This window comes from Quisquiliibacterium sp., from assembly GCF_982640115.1.
Genome location: NZ_CEXFHW010000009.1, coordinates 11,798 through 31,268, shown reverse-complemented (window position 1 = coordinate 31,268; position 19,471 = coordinate 11,798). Strand labels below are relative to the sequence as shown.

At 70.5% G+C, this 19,471-nt stretch carries 16 protein-coding genes; 14 read left to right on the top strand and 2 right to left on the bottom strand.

Annotated elements, in window-relative coordinates; genetic code table 11:
* Positions 1-10 precede the first annotated feature (10 nt).
* Positions 11-1,429, bottom strand: coding sequence for a transcriptional regulator PpsR (gene ppsR, locus AC2H6A_RS02195; RefSeq protein ID WP_484271493.1), 1,419 nt, complete (start codon positions 1,427-1,429; stop codon positions 11-13).
* Positions 1,430-1,490: 61 nt separating this feature from the next.
* Positions 1,491-2,375, bottom strand: a complete 885-nt coding sequence (locus AC2H6A_RS02190; RefSeq protein WP_484271492.1) for a cobalamin B12-binding domain-containing protein — start codon at positions 2,373-2,375, stop codon at positions 1,491-1,493.
* Positions 2,376-2,651: 276 nt separating this feature from the next.
* Between AC2H6A_RS02190 and bchF the strand changes: the two genes are divergently transcribed.
* Genes bchF through AC2H6A_RS02120 form a run of 14 tightly spaced genes read left to right on the top strand, consistent with a single transcriptional unit; the run spans position 2,652 to position 19,451 of the window.
* Complete coding sequence (gene bchF / locus AC2H6A_RS02185) at positions 2,652-3,191, top strand: 2-vinyl bacteriochlorophyllide hydratase (protein WP_484271491.1); 540 nt, start codon at positions 2,652-2,654, stop codon at positions 3,189-3,191.
* Complete coding sequence (locus AC2H6A_RS02180; RefSeq protein WP_484271490.1) at positions 3,188-4,474, top strand: ferredoxin:protochlorophyllide reductase (ATP-dependent) subunit N; 1,287 nt, start codon at positions 3,188-3,190, stop codon at positions 4,472-4,474. The genes bchF and AC2H6A_RS02180 overlap by 4 nt, the downstream gene beginning before the upstream one ends.
* Positions 4,475-4,486: 12 nt before the next feature.
* Entirely contained in the window at positions 4,487-6,091 is a 1,605-nt protein-coding gene (gene bchB / locus AC2H6A_RS02175) for a ferredoxin:protochlorophyllide reductase (ATP-dependent) subunit B (protein WP_484271489.1), read from the top strand.
* Positions 6,092-6,101: 10 nt separating this feature from the next.
* On the top strand, positions 6,102-9,830 hold the full coding sequence (locus AC2H6A_RS02170; RefSeq protein ID WP_484271488.1) for a magnesium chelatase subunit H: 3,729 nt from the start codon (positions 6,102-6,104) through the stop codon (positions 9,828-9,830).
* On the top strand, positions 9,827-10,738 hold the full coding sequence (gene bchL, locus AC2H6A_RS02165) for a ferredoxin:protochlorophyllide reductase (ATP-dependent) iron-sulfur ATP-binding protein (protein ID WP_484271487.1): 912 nt from the start codon (positions 9,827-9,829) through the stop codon (positions 10,736-10,738). Before AC2H6A_RS02170 ends, bchL begins: the two co-directional genes overlap by 4 nt.
* A 14-nt stretch (positions 10,739-10,752) precedes the next feature.
* Positions 10,753-11,466, top strand: a complete 714-nt coding sequence (bchM, locus tag AC2H6A_RS02160) for a magnesium protoporphyrin IX methyltransferase (protein WP_484271486.1) — start codon at positions 10,753-10,755, stop codon at positions 11,464-11,466.
* Entirely contained in the window at positions 11,463-12,920 is a 1,458-nt protein-coding gene (locus AC2H6A_RS02155) for a BCD family MFS transporter (protein ID WP_484271485.1), read from the top strand. The genes bchM and AC2H6A_RS02155 overlap by 4 nt, the downstream gene beginning before the upstream one ends.
* Positions 12,921-12,952: 32 nt before the next feature.
* Complete coding sequence (puhA, locus tag AC2H6A_RS02150; RefSeq protein ID WP_484271484.1) at positions 12,953-13,720, top strand: photosynthetic reaction center subunit H; 768 nt, start codon at positions 12,953-12,955, stop codon at positions 13,718-13,720.
* A gap of 13 nt (positions 13,721-13,733) precedes the next feature.
* On the top strand, positions 13,734-14,405 hold the full coding sequence (gene puhB / locus AC2H6A_RS02145) for a photosynthetic complex putative assembly protein PuhB (protein WP_484271483.1): 672 nt from the start codon (positions 13,734-13,736) through the stop codon (positions 14,403-14,405).
* Positions 14,402-14,875 (top strand): photosynthetic complex assembly protein PuhC, encoded by a 474-nt coding sequence (gene puhC, locus AC2H6A_RS02140; RefSeq protein WP_484271482.1) that lies wholly within the window; start codon positions 14,402-14,404, stop codon positions 14,873-14,875. Before puhB ends, puhC begins: the two co-directional genes overlap by 4 nt.
* 14 nt (positions 14,876-14,889) lie before the next feature.
* Positions 14,890-15,969: a magnesium-protoporphyrin IX monomethyl ester (oxidative) cyclase gene (gene acsF, locus AC2H6A_RS02135; protein ID WP_484271481.1), complete on the top strand. Its 1,080-nt coding sequence runs from the start codon at positions 14,890-14,892 to the stop codon at positions 15,967-15,969.
* Between the two features lie 33 nt (positions 15,970-16,002).
* Complete coding sequence (gene puhE, locus AC2H6A_RS02130) at positions 16,003-16,854, top strand: putative photosynthetic complex assembly protein PuhE (protein ID WP_484271480.1); 852 nt, start codon at positions 16,003-16,005, stop codon at positions 16,852-16,854.
* The gene (locus tag AC2H6A_RS02125) at positions 16,844-18,391 is read left to right on the top strand and encodes a phytoene desaturase (RefSeq protein ID WP_484271479.1); all 1,548 of its coding nucleotides are present in this window, start codon (positions 16,844-16,846) and stop codon (positions 18,389-18,391) included. Before puhE ends, AC2H6A_RS02125 begins: the two co-directional genes overlap by 11 nt.
* Complete coding sequence (locus tag AC2H6A_RS02120; protein WP_484271478.1) at positions 18,372-19,451, top strand: phytoene/squalene synthase family protein; 1,080 nt, start codon at positions 18,372-18,374, stop codon at positions 19,449-19,451. Before AC2H6A_RS02125 ends, AC2H6A_RS02120 begins: the two co-directional genes overlap by 20 nt.
* Positions 19,452-19,471 lie beyond the last annotated feature (20 nt).

Sequence of the window (19,471 nt, the reverse complement as noted above, 5' to 3'; positions counted from 1 at the left end):
CCGGCGGCGGCTAGTGCCCGTCGCCGGCCTGAGGATCGCCCAGGCCGTAGCGGCGCAGCTTGACATACAGGCTCTGGCGGGAGAGCCCGAGCATCTCGGCTGCCGCAGCACGGTTGTCGCGGGTGAGCTGCAGCGCCGATTCGATGCACATCTGCTCGATGAGGTCGGTGGTCTCGCCGACGATGTCCTTGAGCGGCATCTGCCCGACGAGATCGGCGAGCTGTCCCACCGACTGCGACAGCCGCGGATTGCCGGTGCCCTCAGGGCTCAGGCGCCGGCTGACATCGCGGATGGTGAAGCCCAGGCAGGCGAGCTTGCCGCCGTTGGCGGCGGCGGCCGAGACCTCGACCGAGGTCTCGTTGCCGAAGCGGCCGCGGATCACGGTGGGGAACAGCCGCACCGCCTCGTTGCGCCGCAGGTTGGACATCAGCACGCCGAGGTCGACACCGGAGCGGCCAAGCCAGCGGTCGAGGGGGTCGCCCACGGCCTGATCGGTGGAGTCGAGCTCGGCCATCTCGGCGAAGCTGGTGTTGGCGTAGAGGATCTGCCCGCCCGGGTCGGTGACCACCAGCGCATCGGGCACGGCGTCGATGGCCTGCATGACCGAGCTCTGGGTGCCCGAGGGCTGGCCGACGGCGGTGCCCGCACCCACCGAGAGCCGCACCAGGAAGAGCACGCCGGCATCCGGGCGGAAGACCGTGGCCGAGACCTCCACCGGCGTCGGCTCGGGGCGGGCCAGGGTCAGCGCCAGCGGCTCGGCCTGCTTGCCGCTGCGCACGGTCTCGAGCAGCGAGAGCAGCACCGGGCGGCCACCGGCCTCGACGCAGTCGGCCACCGGCCGACCGACCAGGCGGCGCACGGTCTCGTCGAAGAGCCGCGCTGCCGCCGGATTGGCTTCAGTGACGCGCAGCGTGCCGCCATCGACCACCAGCACCGGCTCGGACACCACCTCGAAAAGCGCGCGGTAGCGCATCTCCATCTGGCGCAGCCGGGCGTAATCGCGCTGCATGGCCTGCTGCGCGCTGACCAGCCGTTGCTGGATGGCGGTGAACTGGCGCAGGTCGCGGCCGATGGCGAGCATCTGCCCGGCCGTGCCGGCGCGCACGATGGAGTACAGCACCGGCATGGAATCGCCGCGGTTGCCGGGGTGGTTGATGTGACGCCAGCGCGGCTTGGCGGTGGCGTCGGTGCCCTTGAGGAGAGCCTCGACCTTGGGCCGGCTCTCCAGGGTGACCGTGTCGAGCCAGGGCCGGCCGATCCAGTCGGGCCGCACCAGCTCGGCGAGGTCCTGGCTGGCGACCGAGACATCGCGGATGACGCCCTGATTGTCGAGCAGCAGGGCGACATCGGCCGCAGCGGCGATCAGCGAGGCTGTGTCGGCCGGACGCAGACCGGCGATGGTCTGGTCCACCGGGCGAGCTTGGGTCACAGCGACTTTCGGGGGAAGGGGGTTGCGCGAGACGGGCGACGGCGGTCGGACGCGGACATGGCTAGGACTGGCGATGCCGGGCGGCGAGGTAGGCTTGCGCGGCCGTCACCGCCGAGGCGGCGTCCGGCGCGCTGAGATCGGCGCCGACACGGGAGGACAGGTCGGGCACCTGCAGCAGCAGCGGACCGCCCACCATCACCCCTACCGTCGGATTCCGAGACGACTGACGGAGCGCGATGATAACCGAGCGCATCGGCTCGAGATCGGCCTGCAGGCTGGCTGACAGACCCACCAGATGGAATGCGTCGGCAGCCAGCAGCCGGGTCAATGCGTCGACGCCCAGGCAGGGCTCGGCGCGCACATCCCAGCCGGCGCGCCGGAAGGTGCCGGCCAGCACCGACAGCCCCAGCGAGTGCTGGGCGCCGGGCATCGACGAGAGCAGGATGCGGCCGGGGGCGAGCGCCGGCGCGGCCGGGGCATCGCCCGACTGCTCGTGATCGGCCACCAGCCGTTGCAGCCGCCACACCGCCAGGGTGACCTGGGTGAAGTCGCAGCTGTCTTCCACCCACATGGCGCCCAGCAGGCGCGCGGTGGGCACCACCAGGCGCTCGCAGAAACCGAGGAAGTCGATCGAGCCGTCACGCAGGGCGCGCTCGACCTCGGCGCAGGCGCTGTCCTCGTCGGACAGCAGACGCCGGGCGAAGGTTTCCGGATCGAGGGAGAAGGTCTCTGACACGCCGGGGGCTCGCAGGCCGCGGGAGGGCGGCACTACCCGCATCATGAGCATCAGGCGCGGAATGAGTTCGGCCTCGATCGTCGCTTTGAGGCGATTCTGGAACGTCTCGCGATCGGCGGCGTCGGGCTCCTGGTCCCAGCCCTCGTAACCCATGGGGGACCTCGACCCCTGGGCCTCGGCTGCAGGACTCTCCTGTCCGGACCGGTCCATCTGCTTCCTCCTTCGCCGACCCCCGCGCGGGGACTCGGCCACCTGACACCGCATCGGCATGCGGTGGATCCCGATCGATTTTTCTTCCTGCCGTCAGAAGCCACCGCTCGCAGGGTCTGTAACGCCGACCGGGACTCGGTTCCACGAGGAGCGGAACCAGTGTCGCGGTTGTCATCCGGCAGTGTCAAGCCAGCGAACGGAGTGTCACGGTAGTGTCATGGACAATTGATGTCAAGAATAATTGACATCAGGGAGGGCGGCGTCTAGATTGCGCTCATGGACACCACGCCGACAGGCCTCGTTCAGACCCGGTCGTCCCCGCTCGACGGACCGCGTCGCGGGCTCTACACCCCTGCCGAACGCGCCCGCCGCGACGCCTCGCGCTGGACGCTGGTGCAGGGCGTGCTGGCCCCCATCCAGTTCCTGGTGTTCCTGGTCAGCCTCGGCCTGATCGCGCGCTTCCTGATCACCGGCGAAGGGCAGCTTGCGGCGGCTGTCTCGGTGGTGGTCAAGACCCTCACCCTGTACACGATCATGATCACCGGCTGCCTGTGGGAGAAGGACGTGTTCGGCGTCTACCTCTTCGCCCCGGCCTTCTACTGGGAAGACATGGTGAGCATGGCGGTGCTGGCCCTGCACACCGCCTACCTGGTGGCCCTGGTCACCGATGTCCTGGGCGCGCGTGAGCAGATGCTGCTGGCGCTCGCCGCCTATTTCACCTATGTGATCAATGCCGGGCAGTTCCTGCTCAAGCTGCGTGCAGCCCGGCTCGAGGCGGCCGGTCTGGCCGGCCAGACTGCCCGAGGTGTCGCATGAACGCGCGTGTGCCCATCCCGGTGGTCGCCGAGGGCGGCTGCGAAAGCGCGCCGGTGCTGCGCGAGCGCGGCCAGCGCGAGGTCTTCTGCGGCCTCACCGGCATCATCTGGCTGCATCGCAAGATCCAGGACGCGTTCTTCCTGGTGGTCGGCTCGCGCACCTGCGCTCACCTGATCCAGTCGGCCGCCGGCGTCATGATCTTCGCCGAGCCGCGCTTTGCCACCGCGATCATCGACGACCGCGATCTCGCCGGCCTGGCCGATGCCAACGAAGAGCTCGATCGGGTGGTCAGCCGGCTGCTGTCGCGCCGGCCCGAGATCAAGCTGCTGTTCCTGGTCGGCTCGTGTCCCTCCGAAGTCATCAAGCTCGACCTCTCCCGTGCCGCAGCGCGCCTGTCGCAGCGCTTCTCGCCGGAAGTGCGCATCCTGAGCTACTCCGGCAGCGGCATCGAGACCACCTTTACTCAGGGCGAGGATGCCTGCCTCGCGTCGATGGTGCCGGCCATGGCCGAAGCCCCCGCCGAGGCGGCCGAGCTGCTGGTGGTGGGCGCGCTGCCCGATGTCGTCGAAGACCAGTTCCGTCGGCTGTTCGGCGAGCTGGGCATCGGCCCGGTGGATTTCCTGCCGCCGCGTCGTTCCGGCGCGGTGCCGCGCGTGGGTCCGGGCACCCGCTACCTGCTTGCCCAGCCTTTCCTGGCCGACACCGCCCGCGCCCTCGAAGACCGCGGCGCCACCCGTCTGGCCGCGCCCTTCCCCTTCGGCGAGGAGGGCACCACCGCCTGGCTGCGCGCAGCAGCCCAGGCCTGGGGCGTGTCCGACGAACGCTTCGAGGCGGTCACCCGAGCGCCGCGTGACCGCGCCCGCCGGGCGCTGGCGCATCACCGCGAGCGTCTGAGCGGCCGGCGCATCTTCTTCTTCCCCGATTCCCAGCTCGAGATCCCGCTGGCGCGTTTCCTCGCCCGTGAGCTCGGCATGCTGCCGCTGGAGGTGGGCACGCCCTACCTGCACCGCCAGCATCTTGCTGCCGAGCTGGCGCTGCTGCCCGCGGATGTCCAGTTGTCCGAAGGCCAGGATGTCGAACGCCAGCTCGATCGCTGCCTGCAGGCGCAACCCGACATCGTGGTGTGCGGCCTGGGCCTTGCCAATCCCCTGGAGGCCCGCGGCATGACCACCAAGTGGTCGATCGAGCTGGTCTTCACGCCGGTGCACGGCTATGACCAGGCCGGCGATCTCGCCGAGCTGTTCGCCCGGCCCCTGGTCCGTCGCGACCGCCTGGCCATCTGATCGGCCGACCCCATGCAGCTCACCCTCTGGACCTATGAAGGCCCGCCGCATGTCGGCGCCATGCGTGTGGCCACCGCCATGCGCGATGTCCACTACGTGCTGCATGCGCCGCAGGGCGACACCTACGCCGACCTGCTCTTCACCATGATCGAGCGGCTGCCGCGGCGCCCGCCGGTCACCTACACCACCTTCCAGGCGCGCGACCTCGGCGGCGACACCGCCGAGCTGTTCAAGAACGCGGCGCGCGAGGCCTTCGAGCGCTTCTCGCCCAAGGCGATGCTGGTGGGCGCATCGTGCACCGCCGAACTCATCCAGGACGACCCCGGCGGTCTGGCTGCGGCGCTCGCCCTGCCGGTGCCGGTGGTGCCCCTCGAGCTGCCCTCCTACCAGCGCAAGGAGAACTGGGGCGCGGCCGAGACCTTCTACCAGGTGGTGCGCCGGCTTGCCTCCACCGAGGCGCGGGCGCCGCGCGCCGAGGGCGAGCGGCCCTCGTGCAATCTGCTCGGACCCACCGCCCTGGGCTTTCGTCACCGCGATGACGTTCGCGAGATCACCGGCCTGCTGGCCGAGATCGGCATCGATGTGAATGTGGTCGCGCCTCTGGGCGCCGGCCCCGACGAGATCGCGCGGCTCGGCCAGGCCGACTTCAATGTGGTGCTCTATCCCGAGACCGGCATGCAGGCGGCGCAGTGGCTCTCGCGCACCCTGCGCCAGCCCATGACGCGCACCGTGCCGATCGGCATCGCGGCCACGCTGGCCTTCCTGCGCGAGGCCGCAGCCCTGGTCGGCATCGACCCCGAGCCGGCGATCGCGCGCCTGCCGCAGAACGCGCGCTGGTACTCACGCTCGGTCGATTCCACCTACCTCACCGGCAAACGGGTGTTCGTCTTCGGCGATGCCACCCACGCCGTGGCGGCGGCCCGATTCGCCGCCACCGAGCTCGGCTTCACGGTGGTGGGGCTGGGCACCTACAGCCGCGAGTTCGCCCGCGAGGTGCGCGAGGCCGCCAAGGTTTACGGCGTGGAGCCGCTGATCACCGACGACTACCTCGAGGTCGAGGAGCGGGTGGCCGCCCTGCAACCCGATCTGGTGCTCGGCACCCAGATGGAGCGCCACATCGCCAAGCGCCTGGGCCTGCCCTGCGCGGTGATCTCCGCGCCGGTGCACGTGCAGGACTTCCCCGCCCGCTATGCGCCGCAGATGGGCCTGGAGGGCGCCAATGTGCTCTTCGATACCTGGGTGCAGCCGCTGATGATGGGCCTCGAGGAGCACCTGCTGGGCATGTTCCGCGACGACTTCGAGTTCCACGCCGAGGCGCCGGCCTCGCATCTCGGTCGGGCGATGCCGGGCCGGGGCGAGTCGGCGGTCGCGGTGGTGCAGGAGCCGACGACGCTTGCCCCCGCGCGGGCCGAGGCCGGCAGCCCCGCCGCCGAGTCGCAAGCGGCTGCCGCCAATGACCTCGCCTGGTCCGACGACGCCCGCGCCGAGCTCCAGAAGATCCCCTTCTTCGTGCGCGGCAAGGCACGGCGCAACACCGAGCGGTTCGCCCAGGAACGCGGCGTGGCGCTGATCACCGTCGAGACCCTCTATGACGCCAAAGCGCACTTCGGCCGCTGACCGGACCCCGGTGCGCGTCGTCATCGTGACGATGGACACGCACCTGGCCAGCGCCACCGAGCGGGCGGCCGCCGGGCTGCGACGCCAGTTTCCCGGGCTGGTGCTCAGCCTGCACGCGGCCTCCGAGTGGAGCGCCGATCCGGCCGGCCTGGAGCGCTGCCTCGCCGACATCGCCGCGGGCGACATCGTGATCGCCACCATGCTCTTCATGGAGGATCACTTCCTCCCCCTGTTGCCGGCGCTGCAGGCGCGTCGCGACCAGTGCGACGCGATGATCTGCATGATGTCGGCCGCCGAGGTGGTGCGCCTGACCCGCGTCGGCCGCTTCGACATGGGCAAGCCGGCTTCCGGGCCGCTGGCGCTGCTCAAGCGCCTGCGCGGCGACAGCCGCCAGAAGGCGGCCACCGGCGGCGCGGCGCAGATGAAGATGCTGCGGCGCATTCCGCAGATGCTGCGCTTCATTCCCGGCACCGCGCAGGATGTCCGCACCTACTTCCTCACGCTGCAGTACTGGCTCGGCGGCTCCGAGGAGAACGTGCTCAACATGGTGCGCGCCCTCATCGACCGCTATGCCGACGGCCCGCGCCGCGGGCTGCGCGGCCAGGGCCGCGCCGGCGACCCGGTGGAGTACCCCGAGGTGGGCGTGTACCACCCGCGCATGCCGGGCCGGCTTTCCGAGCGTGCCGACGACCTGCCCGCAGCGCCGCCCCAGGCCGCCGGCACGGTGGGTGTGCTGCTGCTGCGCTCCTACCTGCTCTCGGGCAACGCCGCCCACTACGATGGCGTGATCGCCGCGCTCGAGGCCCGCGGTCTGCGGGTGGTGCCGGCCTTCGCCGCCGGGCTCGACGCCCGACCGGCGATCGAGCGCTTCTTCATGAAGGACGGCCGCAGCCTCGTCGACTCGGTGGTCTCGCTCACCGGCTTCTCGCTGGTCGGCGGCCCTGCCTACAACGACTCGCATGCCGCCGAGGAGGCGCTGTCGCGCCTCGATGTGCCCTATCTGGCGGCCCATCCGGTGGAGTTCCAGACCCTCGACCAGTGGGGCGGTTCGGGCCGCGGCCTGATGCCGGTGGAGAGCACCATCATGGTGGCCATCCCCGAGCTCGATGGCGCCACCAGCCCCATGGTCTTCGGCGGCCGCCCCGGCGCGCAGGGCGTCACCTGCACCGGCTGCTCGCACCGCTGCACCTTCGGCCCCGCCGACACCGCGCAGGACATGCGCTCGTGCCCGGAGCGTGCGCTGATGCTGGCCGCGCGGGTATCGCGCCTGGTGGCGCTGCGTCGCGCCGAGCGCGCCCGCTGCCGGGTGGCGATCGTGCTGTTCAACTTCCCGCCCAACGCCGGCAACATCGGCACGGCCGCGCACCTTTCGGTGTTCGAGTCGCTGCACCACACCCTGGCCGCGCTGAAGGCCGACGGCTACTCGGTCGAGCTGCCCGACACCGTCGATGCCCTGCGCGAGGCCATCCTCAGCGGCAATGCCGCGCAGTACGGGGCCGACGCCAATGTCATGGCCACCATCCGTGCTGACGATCATGTCCGCCGCGAACCCTGGCTGGCCGAGATCGAGGCGCAGTGGGGGCCGGCGCCGGGTCGGCAGCTGAGCAACGGCCAGTCCATCCTCGTGCTCGGCCGGCAGTTCGGCCAGGTGATGGTCGGCGTGCAGCCGGGCTTCGGCTACGAGGGCGACCCCATGCGCCTGATGTTCGAGAAGGGGCTCGCGCCCACCCATGCCTTCTCGGCCTTCTACCGCTATCTGCGCGAGGACTTCGGCGCGCACGCGGTGCTGCACTTCGGCACCCATGGCGCGCTCGAGTTCATGCCCGGCAAGCAGACCGGCATGAGCGGCGGCTGCTGGCCTGATCGCCTGATCGGCGACCTGCCCAATCTCTACCTCTACGCCTCCAACAATCCTTCCGAGGGCGCCGTGGCGCGGCGTCGCTCCGGGGCCACGCTGATCAGCTATCTCACGCCCCCGCTGGCGCAGGCCGGCCTGTATGCCGGTCTGCTCGATCTCAAGGATTCGCTCGAGCACTGGCGCGGCCTGTCGCCCGATGCCGAGGGCGCGCGCACCGAAGCCGCGGTGCTGATCCAGGCGCAGGCCGCGGCCCTGGAACTGGTCGATGCCGACCCGGTCTGGTCGGCCGCCGAGGCGCCGGCCCGCATCACGCAGCTCGCACGGGATGTGCTCGAGCTCGAGCACACCGTCATCCCCCACGGCATGCATGTGGCCGGCCGCCCGCCCTCGCCCGAGCAGCGCATCGACCTGCTGGAGATCATGGCGCAGGCCGCCGGTGGCGCGTCGCTGCCGCGTGAGTGCCTGGCCGCGCTGGTGCGCGGCGAGACTGCCGAGCGCGCGCTGGCCGCGGGCGGCCAGCGTGCCGAGCCGTCCACCGTCACGCTGCTCGAAGACCTGGCCCGCACCGCGCGCCTGCTGGCCCACGACACCGAGGTGCCGGCGATCCTGCGCGCGCTGCGCGGCCGCTTCATCGCGCCCGCGCCGGGCGGCGACCTGCTGCGCACGCCCGATGTGCTCCCCACCGGGCGCAACCTGCACGGCTTCGATCCCTTTCGCATTCCCAGTGCTTTCGCGATGCGTGACGGTCAGCGCCAGGCGCAGCGCCTGCTCGACTGCACGATCGAGCGTGAGGGAAGGCTTCCCGAGTCGATCGCCCTGGTGCTCTGGGGCAGCGACAACCTCAAGACCGAGGGCGGCCCGCTCGCCCAGGCGCTGGCCCTGCTCGGCGCGCTGCCGCGCTTTGACAGCTACGGCCGGGTGGCCGGCGCCACGCTCGTGCCGCTGGCCGAGCTCGGCCGCCCGCGCATTGATGTGGTGATCACCATTTCGGGCATCTTCCGCGACCTCATGCCGCTGCAGATCCGGCTGCTGGCCGAGGCGGCCTACCTGGCCGCGGCGGCTGACGAGCCTGAAGACAGCAACTTCGTGCGCAAGCATGCGCTGGCCTATCAGCGCGAGCATGGCTGCACGCTCGAGATCGCAGCGCTGCGGGTCTATGGCAACGCTGACGGCGCCTACGGGTCCAATGTCAACAACCTCGTCGAGAGCAGCCGCTGGCAGGAGGAGGACGAGCTCGCCGAGACCTGGTCGCGGCGCAAGGGCTTCGCCTACGGCCGCAGCGGCCAGCCGGCGCAGCACGCCGCACTGCTGCGCAGCGTGCTGGCCGATGTCGAGCTCACCTATCAGAACCTCGACTCGGTGGAGCTCGGCGTCACCACCGTCGACACCTATTTCGACACCCTCGGCGGCATCACCGGCGCGGTCAAGCGCGCCCGCGGCGGCCGGGTGCCGCCGGTGTACATCGGCGACCAGACCCGCGGCCAGGACGCGGTGCGCAGCCTCGACGAGCAGGTCGCGCTCGAGACCCGCATCCGCATGCTCAACCCGAAGTGGTACGAGGGCATGCTCGAGCACGGCTACGAGGGCGTGCGCCAGATCGAGGCTCACATCACCAACACCATGGGCTGGTCGGCCACCACCGGGCAGGTCCAGCCCTGGGTGTACCGCCAGCTCAGCCAGACCTTCATGCTCGATCCCGAGATGCGCGACCGGCTCGCGCGCCTCAACCCCACGGCGTCGGCCCGCGTGGCCAGCCGCCTGCTGGAGGCCTCCGAGCGGGCCTACTGGCAGCCAGACCCCCAGGAACTCGAAGCCTTGCGTCGAGCCAGCGAGGAACTCGAGGACCGCCTCGAGGGAGTCTACGAAGGAGCATCCGCATGAACGTCGCCAGTGTCCCGGTCACCGAAATCCGCCGCCAAGGCCGCCGCCCCGATGGCGAAGGCAGCCAGCAGGTCCAGCTCGATCCCAACCTGAAGATCGGCAACGCCAAGGTCTTCGCGGTTTACGGCAAGGGCGGCATCGGCAAGAGCACCACCTCATCGAACCTCTCGGTGGCCTTCTCCAAGCTCGGCAAGCGGGTGCTGCAGATCGGCTGCGATCCCAAGCACGACAGCACCTTCACGCTCACCAAGAAGCTCATGCCCACGGTGATCGATGTGCTCGAGTCGGTCGACTTCCACCCCGAGGAACTGCGGGTCGAGGACTTCGTCTACGAGGGCTACAACGGCGTGATGTGCGTCGAGGCCGGTGGCCCGCCCGCCGGCACCGGCTGCGGCGGCTATGTGGTGGGCCAGACCGTCAAGCTGCTCAAGGAGCATCACCTGCTCGAGGACACCGATGTGGTGATCTTCGATGTGCTCGGCGATGTGGTCTGCGGCGGCTTCGCCGCGCCGCTGCAGCACGCCGACCGCGCGCTGATCGTCACCGCCAACGACTTCGACTCCATCTTCGCCATGAACCGGATCGTGCAGGCGATCGGCGCCAAGGCGAAGAACTACAACGTGCGCCTGGGCGGAGTGATCGCCAACCGCAGCCGCGACACCGACCAGATCGACCGCTTCAACGACCGGGTGGGTCTCAAGCGCATGGCGCACTTTCCCGATCTCGATGTCATCCGCCGCAGCCGGCTGAAGAAGTCCACCCTGTTCGAGATGGAGCCTTCGCCCGAGCTCGAGGCCGTGCAGCAGGAGTACCTGCGGCTGGCCGCCGCGCTGTGGGCCGGCACCGACCCGCTCGCGCCCGAGGCCCTCAAGGACCGCGAGATCTTCGACCTGCTCGGGTTCGACTGAGCCGGAGCGCGCCCATGAACACCGCCTCGTACCAGCAGCGCCGCGGCCAGATCGAGACCTACTTCGATCGCACCGCGGCCCGGGCCTGGGAGACCCTCACCTCCACCGCGCCGGTGGGCCGCATCCGCGCCACCGTGCGCGCCGGTCGCGACCGCATGCGCGAGACCCTGCTCGCCTGGTTGCCCGCCGATCTCTCCGGCGCGCGCCTGCTCGACGCCGGCTGCGGCACCGGCGCGCTGGCCATCGAAGCGGCGCGCCGCGGCGCGCAGGTGCTGGCCATCGACCTCTCGCCCTCGCTGGTCGAGATCGGCCGCCGCCGGGTGGCCGAGCAGCCCGATGCCGCGCTGCTCGCCGAGCGCATCCGCTTCCACAGCGGCGACATGCTCGATCCGGCGCTCGGCGCCTTTGATCATGTGGTGGCCATGGACTCGCTGATCCACTACAACACCGCCGACGCGGTGCGCTGCCTCGCGGCGCTGGCGCCGCGCACCGGCTCGGCCATGCTCTTCACCTTCGCGCCGAGCAATCCGATGCTTGCGCTGATGCGTGCCACCGGGCGGCTGTTCCCGCGTGCCAACCGCGCGCCCTGGATCGAGCCGGTGGCCGAGCGCGCGCTGCGGGCGCGCATCGGGTCGCATCCCGATCTCGCGGCCTGGCAGCCGGCACGCACCGAGCGGGTGTCCAGCGGCTTCTACACCTCGCAGGCCATGGAGCTCGTGCGCCGATGAGATCCTCGGGCCGTCCGCCGGTGGGGGTGCGCATGATCCAGGCGTGGTCACGCCTGGGGCCGCGCTATCTGCCCTTCGCCGACGCGGCCAGCGCCGATCTGCCGCTGTCACGCCTGGTCCGGCTGTCGCTCTTCCAGGTGTCGGTGGGCATGGCCACGGCGCTCATCGTCGGCACGCTCAACCGGGTGATGATCGTCGAGCTCGGCGTGCCGGCCTGGCTGGTGGCCCTGATGGTGGCCCTGCCGCTGCTGGCCGCGCCCTTCCGGGCCTTCACCGGCTTTCGCTCCGATACCCACCGTTCGGCCTTCGGCTGGCGACGCGTGCCCTACATCTGGACCGGCACGATGCTGCAGTTCTTCGGCCTGGCGGTGATGCCCTTCGCGCTGCTGGTGCTCTCCGGCCAGGGCGCGGTGCCGGTGCCGGCCTGGTTCGGCCCGGCCGTGGCAGCCATCGCCTTCCTGGTGGTCGGTGTGGGCCTGCAGACCGCCCAGACGGCGGGCCTCGCGCTGGCCACCGATCAGGCCAGCGACGAGACCCGGCCGCGTGTGGTGGCGCTCATGTACGTGATGCTGCTGGCCGGCATGGTCGGCAGCAGCTTCGTGTTCAGCCTCCTGCTGGCCGACTTCAGTCCCCAGCGGCTGGTGCAGGTGGTGCAGGGCGCCGCGCTGTTCACCCTGGCCCTGAACGGTGTGGCCCTCTGGAAGCAGGAAGCCCGCGATCCCGCGCGCGTGGCGGCCCTGCGCGGTCAGCCCGAGCCCGCCTTCCTGCCGGTGTGGCGCCGCTTCATCCGTAATGGCCGCGCCCGTCGCTTCCTCTGGTCGGTGGGCCTGGGCACCGCCGCCTTCAACATGCAGGACATCGTGCTCGAGCCCTACGGCGGCGAGATCCTGCGCCTGTCGGTCGGGCAGACCAGCGCGCTCACCGCCTTGCTGGCGGGGGGTTCGCTGATCGGCTTCGCGCTCTCGGGCCGCCGGCTCGCCGCGGGTGTCGACCCCTTGCGGCTTGCGGCCTATGGCGCGCTTGCCGGCCTGCCGGCCTTCTCGGCGGTGATCTTCGCGGCCCCCCTGGAGGCGCCCTGGCTGTTTCGCCTGGGCGCGCTCGGCATCGGCTTTGCGGGCGGCGTGTTCTCGGTGGGCACGCTCTCGGCCGCGATGCGCATGGAGCAGCGCGAATTCATCGGTCTGGCGCTGGGCGCCTGGGGCGCGGTGCAGGCCACCGCCGCCGGGCTGTCGGTGGCCGCGGGCGGCGCCCTGCGCGATCTGATCTCGGGGCTGGCCACGCATGGTGCGCTGGGCACGGCCCTGTCTTCGCCGGTCACCGGCTACAGCATGGTCTACCACCTCGAGATGCTGCTGCTGTTCATCACCCTGGTTGCCATCGGTCCGCTGGTCGGAAGGCGGTCGGCGGTGCCCTACACCCCTGGCCGGTTCGGGCTTTCCGATCTGCCGGGTTAGTCGCCCTCAAAAAGACGAGAGGAGAAGTCATCATGGAATTCGGCGCGTTCACCGGTTATGTCGATCTGGCCCAGGTGCTCCTGTACCTGTTCTGGCTGTTCTTCGCCGGCCTGATCTACTACCTGGCCCGCGAGAACCATCGCGAGGGCTATCCCATGGAGTCCGACAGCCTGGGCACGGCCACCATCCGTGGCTGGCCGATTCCCGAGCCCAAGACCTTCAAGCTTGCCGACGGTCATGAGGTGACCGTGCCCGATCTGACCCGATCCGAGAGCAACTACTCGGCCGCCAGCACCGCCGCCTCGCCCGGATCGCCGATCGAACCCACCGGTGATCCGATGCTCGCCGGCACCGGCGCCGGCGCCTGGTCCAACCGGGCCGACAAGCCCGACCTCACCGCCCATGGCGAAGTGAAGATCGTGCCGCTGCGGGTGGCCAGCAGCTACCAGGTCTCGGGCAACGACACCGATCCGCGCGGCCTGCCGGTGATGGGTGCCGACGGCGTGCAGGCCGGCACCGTGCGCGACATCTGGCTCGACCAGTCCGAGATGATGTTCCGCTACCTCGAGGTCGAGACCTCGGCCGAGAATGGCTCGCGCCGCGTGCTGCTGCCGATCCCCTTCGCCCGCATCCGCCGCGACCGGATCGAGGTCAACTCGATCATGGCCCGTCACTTCGCCCAGGTGCCGGCCACCCGCAGCGCCGATCAGGTGACCTTCCTCGAGGAAGACCGGATCTCGGCCTACTACGGCGGCGGCACGCTGTACGCCGACCCCAAGCGCAGCGAACCGATTCTCTGAACGCGGAGGCGGCATGAACATCCCGGGTCATCGGCACGAGCATGAACTCGAGCCCCAGTACGGGCTCCCGGAGCGTCTGCCTGCGGGCGAGCGCATCCTCTGGCAGGGCTCTCCCGACGCCCGGGTGCTGGCGCGTACCGCGTTCCACTGGCGCAAGCTGGTGGTCTACTTCGCGCTGATGGTCGGCTCGCGCGGCGCGTTCGTGCTGGCCGAGGGCGCAAGCCTGGCCGAGGCGCTGGGCGCGCTGCTCTGGCCCACGCTCCTGGCCGTGGTGGCGCTGGCCGCCGTGGCGCTGCTCGCCTGGCTGTCGGCCCGCACCACGGTCTACACCCTGACCGACCGCCGGGTGGTCATGCGCGTGGGCATCGTGCTCACCATGGCCTTCAACCTGCCGCACACCCGCATCGCGTCGGCGGCCTTCCGTGAAGGCCCCGACGGCTGCGGCGACATCGTGCTCACCCTGGCCGGCACCGACCGCATCGCCTGGCTGCAGCTCTGGCCCCATGCCCGACCCTGGCGGCTCGCCCGACCCGAGCCGATGCTGCGCGCGCTGCCCGATGCCCGCGCCGTGGCCGCCAGCCTGTCGCAGGCCTGGTCGCAGGCCACCGGCGTGGCCGCGCGCCCGGCCGTCGAGACCGCTGCCGACACCGGTCGCACGCCCGACTGGCAGCCGAGCCCGACATGAACAGCCTGCCACATACCCGGATGGTTGCCGGCCGGCCGGCGCCCGACAGCTTTCCGCGCTGGTTCCTCTACGGCGCCGGTGCGTTGATCCTGGTTTCGCTGGTCAGCGTGGCCCTGGTGCGCATCACCGGCAACGGGCCCGACCAGCGCGCCGCGCCGGCGGTGCAGGAGCGGCCGCTGCGATTCATGGACCGGCCCGATGGCGGCATCGCGGTGGTCGATGCGCTCACCGGCCAGCCGGTGGCCGACATCCATGGCGAACAGGGTTTCCTGCGTGGTGCGCTGCGCGCCCTGGCCCGCGAGCGTCGTGTGCGCGGTCTGGGCAGCGAGCAGCCTTTCCAGCTCATCGCCCGCACCGACGGTCGCCTGACGCTCGCCGATCCGGCGACCGGCCAGCGCATCGATCTCGAGTCCTTCGGTCCGGTCAACGCGGGCGCCTTTGCCGCGCTGCTCGAACCGGCTCCCCGCTGAAAGGTCAATCCGACATGCAGCCCGCCACCGCCACCATCGACTCGCCGCAGGATGTTGCCCAGCGTGCGAAGACCGAGTCGCTGATCAGCCCGCGTTTCTACACCACCGACTTCGCGGCCATGGATCGCATCGATGTCTCGTCGATCCGGGCCGAGTGGGACGCGATGATGGCCGAGTACGAGGGCGACAACAACCACGACCATTTCCAGCGCGACGAGCAGTTCACGCAGGAGGTGCGCGAGGTGTTCTCGACAGTCTCGCCCGAGCTGCGCCAGGAATTCCTCGACTTCCTGATCACCTCGGTGACCAGCGAGTTCAGCGGCTGCATCCTCTACAACGAGATCCAGAAGAACGTCAGCAACCCCGACATCAAGGCGCTGATGCGCTTCATGACCCGCGACGAGTCACGCCACGCCGGGTTCATCAACCAGAGCCTGAAGGACTTCGGCCTGGGTCTCGATCTGGGCGACCTGAAGCGCACCAAGCGCTACACCTACTTCCGGCCGAAGTTCATCTTCTACGCCACCTACCTGTCCGAGAAGATCGGCTATGCCCGGTACATCACGATCTTCCGGCAGCTCGAGCGCAACCCCGACAAGCGCTTCCATCCGATCTTCCGGTGGTTCGAGCGCTGGTGCAACGACGAGTTCCGCCACGGCGAGTCCTTCGCGCTGATCATGCGCGCCAACCCGCACCTGCTGCGGGGTGCGAACCTGCTCTGGGTGCGCTTCTTCCTGCTGGCCGTCTACGCCACCATGTACGTGCGCGACCACACCCGGCCGATGCTGCATCAGGCCATGGGCCTCGATTCCACCGACTACGACCACCGGGTCTTCGACATCACCACCGAGATCTCCCGGCAGGTGTTCCCCATCTCGCTCGACACCCGCCATCCCGCCTTCATGGCCGGGCTGGAGCGCCTGTGCCGCATCCAGATCGGGGTCAACCGCGCCCGTGAGCGTGGCGGCCTCATCGGACGCCTGCAGCAGGCCGGGCTGGCGGTGGCCGGCGCGCTCACCTTCGCGCGGCTCTACCTGCATCCGGTGAAGCGCCATGACCTGCCGGCCCAGGTCCGGGTGGCACCGGCCTGGTAGGCCGGCTGCCCAGCCTGCTTCGGAACCGCCCGCGTGAACGGCCTGCTGCCCGCCGTTGCCACCGCCGTTTTCGTGTGGTGGTTCAGCACGGGCCTGGTGCTCATCCTGGTGCGCCTGTCGCGTCGGGCGATCCGCCTGAGCGTGACGCTGGCCACGCTGGTGGGTGTGGCGGCGCTCTACGGCCTGTCCCATACCGCGCGTCAGACCGGGCTGGCCGGTGCCTACTGCGCCTTCACCTGTGCGCTGCTGGCCTGGGCCTGGCACGAGCTCACCTTCCTCACCGGCTGGATCACCGGTCCGCGACGCACCGCGCTGCCCGCCGGACTGAGCGGCTGGCCGCGCTTCGTGCAGTCGGTGCGCGCCATCCTGTGGCATGAGCTCGGCATCCTCGCGGTGGGCCTGATCATCGTGGCCATCACCTGGCGCCAGCCCAACCAGGTGGGCACCGGCACCTTCCTCGTGCTGTGGGTGATGCGCACCAGCGCCAAGCTCAATCTCTTCCTGGGCGTGCGCAATCTCAGCGAGCAGTTCCTGCCCGAGCATCTCGCCTACCTGCAGAGCTTCTTCCGCCGGCGGCGCATGAACGGCTTCTTCCCGGTGGCGGTCAGCCTCTCGATGCTGGCGCTGGTGGCGCTGGTGATGGTCGCGCTGCAGCCTTCCACGCCGGCAGCCACCTCGGTGGGCCACGCCCTGGTGGGCACCATGCTGGCGCTGGCCATCGTCGAACACGCGCTCCTGGTGTTGCCGGTGGATACCGCCGCGCTGTGGCGCTGGGCGCTGCGATTCTCGGGCGGCGCGCCGGATGCCGCCGTCCCTTCCGTCCGGGCGGGTCCCGGTACCGATTCACCGGTCCGCGCTGATGAAACACTCCTTCATGCCCGATAGTCCATCGGGCCGTCCCACGGGCTCTGCGGGCGACGGCCGCGCGCCGCTCGCCCTGGTGATCGGCAGTGGCTTCGGCGGGCTCGCCGCCGCCATCCGGCTGGCCGTGCGCGGCTGGCGGGTGCAGGTCCTCGAAAAGCTTGATGCGCCCGGCGGCCGGGCCTATGTCTGGAAGCAGGACGGCTTCAGCTTCGACGCCGGCCCGACCATCATCACGGCGCCCTTCCTGCTCGAGGAGCTCTGGGAGGCCGCCGGCCGGCGCTTCGCCGACGATGTCGAGCTGCGGCTGATGGATCCCTTCTACCGCATCCGCTTCGACGACGGCACCTGGTTCGACTACTCCGGCGACCCGGAACGCATGCGCGCCGAGGTGGCCCGGTTCAATCCCGGTGACCTGCCCGGCTACGAGGCCTTCCTCGTCGAGGCGGCCAAGTGCTACCAGCTCGGCTTCATCGAGCTCGGCACCATCGCCTACAACACGCTCGGCGATCTGGTCGGTGCGCTGCCCAACATGGCGCGCATGCGCGGCTGGCGCAGCATCTGGCAGATGGCCTGCCATCACTTCCACGATCCCAAGCTGCGGATCGTCATGAGCTTCCATCCGCTGCTGATCGGCGGCAACCCGCTGGCGGTCACCCGCATCTACAGCCTGATCAACACGCTGGAGCGCCGCTTCGGCGTGCACTGGGCCATGGGCGGCACCGGCGCGATCATCCAGGCGATGGTGAGGCTGCTCGAGAGCCTCGGCGGGCAGATCCGCTACGACGCCGAGGTGGCCCGCATCGACATCGAGGGCCCGGCGGGCGGCCGTGGCCGTGCCACCGGGGTCACCCTGGCGAGCGGCGAGCGCATCGCCTCCGACATCGTGGTCTCCAACGCCGACACGCTCTGGACCTACCGCCATCTCGTCGCGCCGCAGTGGCGCCGGCGCTGGACCGATCAGCGCATCGAGAAGAGCCGCCACTCGATGAGCCTGTTCGTCTGGTACTTCGGCACCGATCGCCGCTGGGACGAGGTGCCCCATCACATGATGGTGCTCGGCCCGCGCTATGAAGGCCTGCTGCGGGACATCTTCAAGCGCCATGTGGTGCCGGCCGACTTCAGCCTGTACCTGCACCGGCCCAGCGCCAGCGATCCCTCGGTGGCGCCGCCCGGCTGCGACGCCTTCTATGTGCTCAGCCCGGTGTCGCACCTGGCCAGCGGCACCGACTGGCCGGCGCAGGCCGAGGCGTATCGGCAGTCGATCGAGCAGGCGCTTGAGCGAACCGTGCTGCCCGGGCTGAGCCGGCATGTGGTCACCTCTCGGGTCACCACCCCGCAGGACTTCCAGGACCGGCTGCTCGCCTACAAGGGCGCGGCTTTCGGCATGGAGCCGCTGCTGCTGCAGAGCGCCTGGTTCAGGCCGCACAATCGCAGCGAGGATGTCGACCGGCTGTTCATGGTCGGCGCCGGAACCCACCCGGGCGCAGGCGTGCCCGGCGTGCTCATGTCCGCCAGGACGCTCGAACAGGTGCTTCCCGATGTCCGCGCCTTCGCGTGAATCTGCTGAACCCGCCGTGCCGGCGGCCGACTTCGATCTGCGGGCCTGCCGCGCGCTGATGCGCGGCGGCTCCAAGACCTTCTTCGCCGCCTCGCTGCTGCTGCCTCCGCGGGTGCGCGCCCCGGCCACCGCGCTCTATGCCTTCTGCCGGCTGGCCGACGACGCCATCGATCACGGTGCCGATCCGGTTGCCGAGATGCGCGCGCTGCAGGCGCGGCTCGATGCCATCTACCAGGGTCGGCCGGGCCCCGAGGATGCCGACCGGGCGCTCGCCCAGGTGGTGCATGCCTTTGCGGTGCCGCGCGCGCTGCTTGATGCGCTGCTCGAGGGCTTCCTGTGGGACACCCAGGGGCGGCGCTACCACACCCTGTCCGATGTGATGGCCTATGGCGCCCGTGTGGCGGGCACGGTGGGCGCCATGATGGCGCTGGTGATGGAGACCCGCTCGCCGGCCGCGCTGGCCCGCGCCTGCGAGCTGGGCGTGGCCATGCAGCTCACCAACATCGCCCGCGATGTCGGTGAAGACGCCCGCAACGGCCGGCTCTATCTGCCGCGCGACTGGCTGGCCCAGGCCGGGGTCGATGCCGATGCCTGGTTGCGCGAGCCGCGCTTCACCCCGGCGATCGCTGGCGTGGTCCGCCGGCTGCTCGACGAGGCTGATCAGCTCTACCGCCGCTCCACCTACGGCATCGCCGAGCTGCCGCGCGACTGTCGGCCCGCGATCAACGCCGCCCGCAAGGTCTACGCCGAGATCGGCCACCAGCTGTCGCGCGACGGTCTCGACTCCGTCAGCCGCCGCGCGGTGGTGTCGGGCCGGCGCAAGCTGGTGCTCATCGCGGCTTCCACCGGAGCCATGCTGCTGCCCGCGCCGGGTGGGTCCGACGGGCTGGCGCCGCTGCCCGAGATCGCTTTCCTGGTCGACGCGGTGCAGGCCGGCGGGCTGCCGGCGCGCATCGGGCGTGAGCCCGCGGTGCCCCGGCGCAGCTTCGATGAACGCATGATCTGGGCGGCCGATCTCTTCGCCCGCCTGGCCGAGCAGGACCAGCGCGGGGCGCGCTGAGCCGCCGCGCAGCAGCCGCC

Coding starts and splice junctions, on each gene's coding strand:
- AC2H6A_RS02190 (WP_484271492.1), bottom strand. CDS start 2,375: ATGGACCGGTCCGGACAGGAGAGTCCTGCAGCCGAGGCCCAGGGGTCG.
- bchF (WP_484271491.1), top strand. CDS start 2,652: ATGGACACCACGCCGACAGGCCTCGTTCAGACCCGGTCGTCCCCGCTC.
- AC2H6A_RS02180 (WP_484271490.1), top strand. CDS start 3,188: ATGAACGCGCGTGTGCCCATCCCGGTGGTCGCCGAGGGCGGCTGCGAA.
- bchB (WP_484271489.1), top strand. CDS start 4,487: ATGCAGCTCACCCTCTGGACCTATGAAGGCCCGCCGCATGTCGGCGCC.
- bchL (WP_484271487.1), top strand. CDS start 9,827: ATGAACGTCGCCAGTGTCCCGGTCACCGAAATCCGCCGCCAAGGCCGC.
- bchM (WP_484271486.1), top strand. CDS start 10,753: ATGAACACCGCCTCGTACCAGCAGCGCCGCGGCCAGATCGAGACCTAC.
- AC2H6A_RS02155 (WP_484271485.1), top strand. CDS start 11,463: ATGAGATCCTCGGGCCGTCCGCCGGTGGGGGTGCGCATGATCCAGGCG.
- puhA (WP_484271484.1), top strand. CDS start 12,953: ATGGAATTCGGCGCGTTCACCGGTTATGTCGATCTGGCCCAGGTGCTC.
- puhB (WP_484271483.1), top strand. CDS start 13,734: ATGAACATCCCGGGTCATCGGCACGAGCATGAACTCGAGCCCCAGTAC.
- puhC (WP_484271482.1), top strand. CDS start 14,402: ATGAACAGCCTGCCACATACCCGGATGGTTGCCGGCCGGCCGGCGCCC.
- acsF (WP_484271481.1), top strand. CDS start 14,890: ATGCAGCCCGCCACCGCCACCATCGACTCGCCGCAGGATGTTGCCCAG.
- AC2H6A_RS02125 (WP_484271479.1), top strand. CDS start 16,844: ATGCCCGATAGTCCATCGGGCCGTCCCACGGGCTCTGCGGGCGACGGC.
- AC2H6A_RS02120 (WP_484271478.1), top strand. CDS start 18,372: ATGTCCGCGCCTTCGCGTGAATCTGCTGAACCCGCCGTGCCGGCGGCC.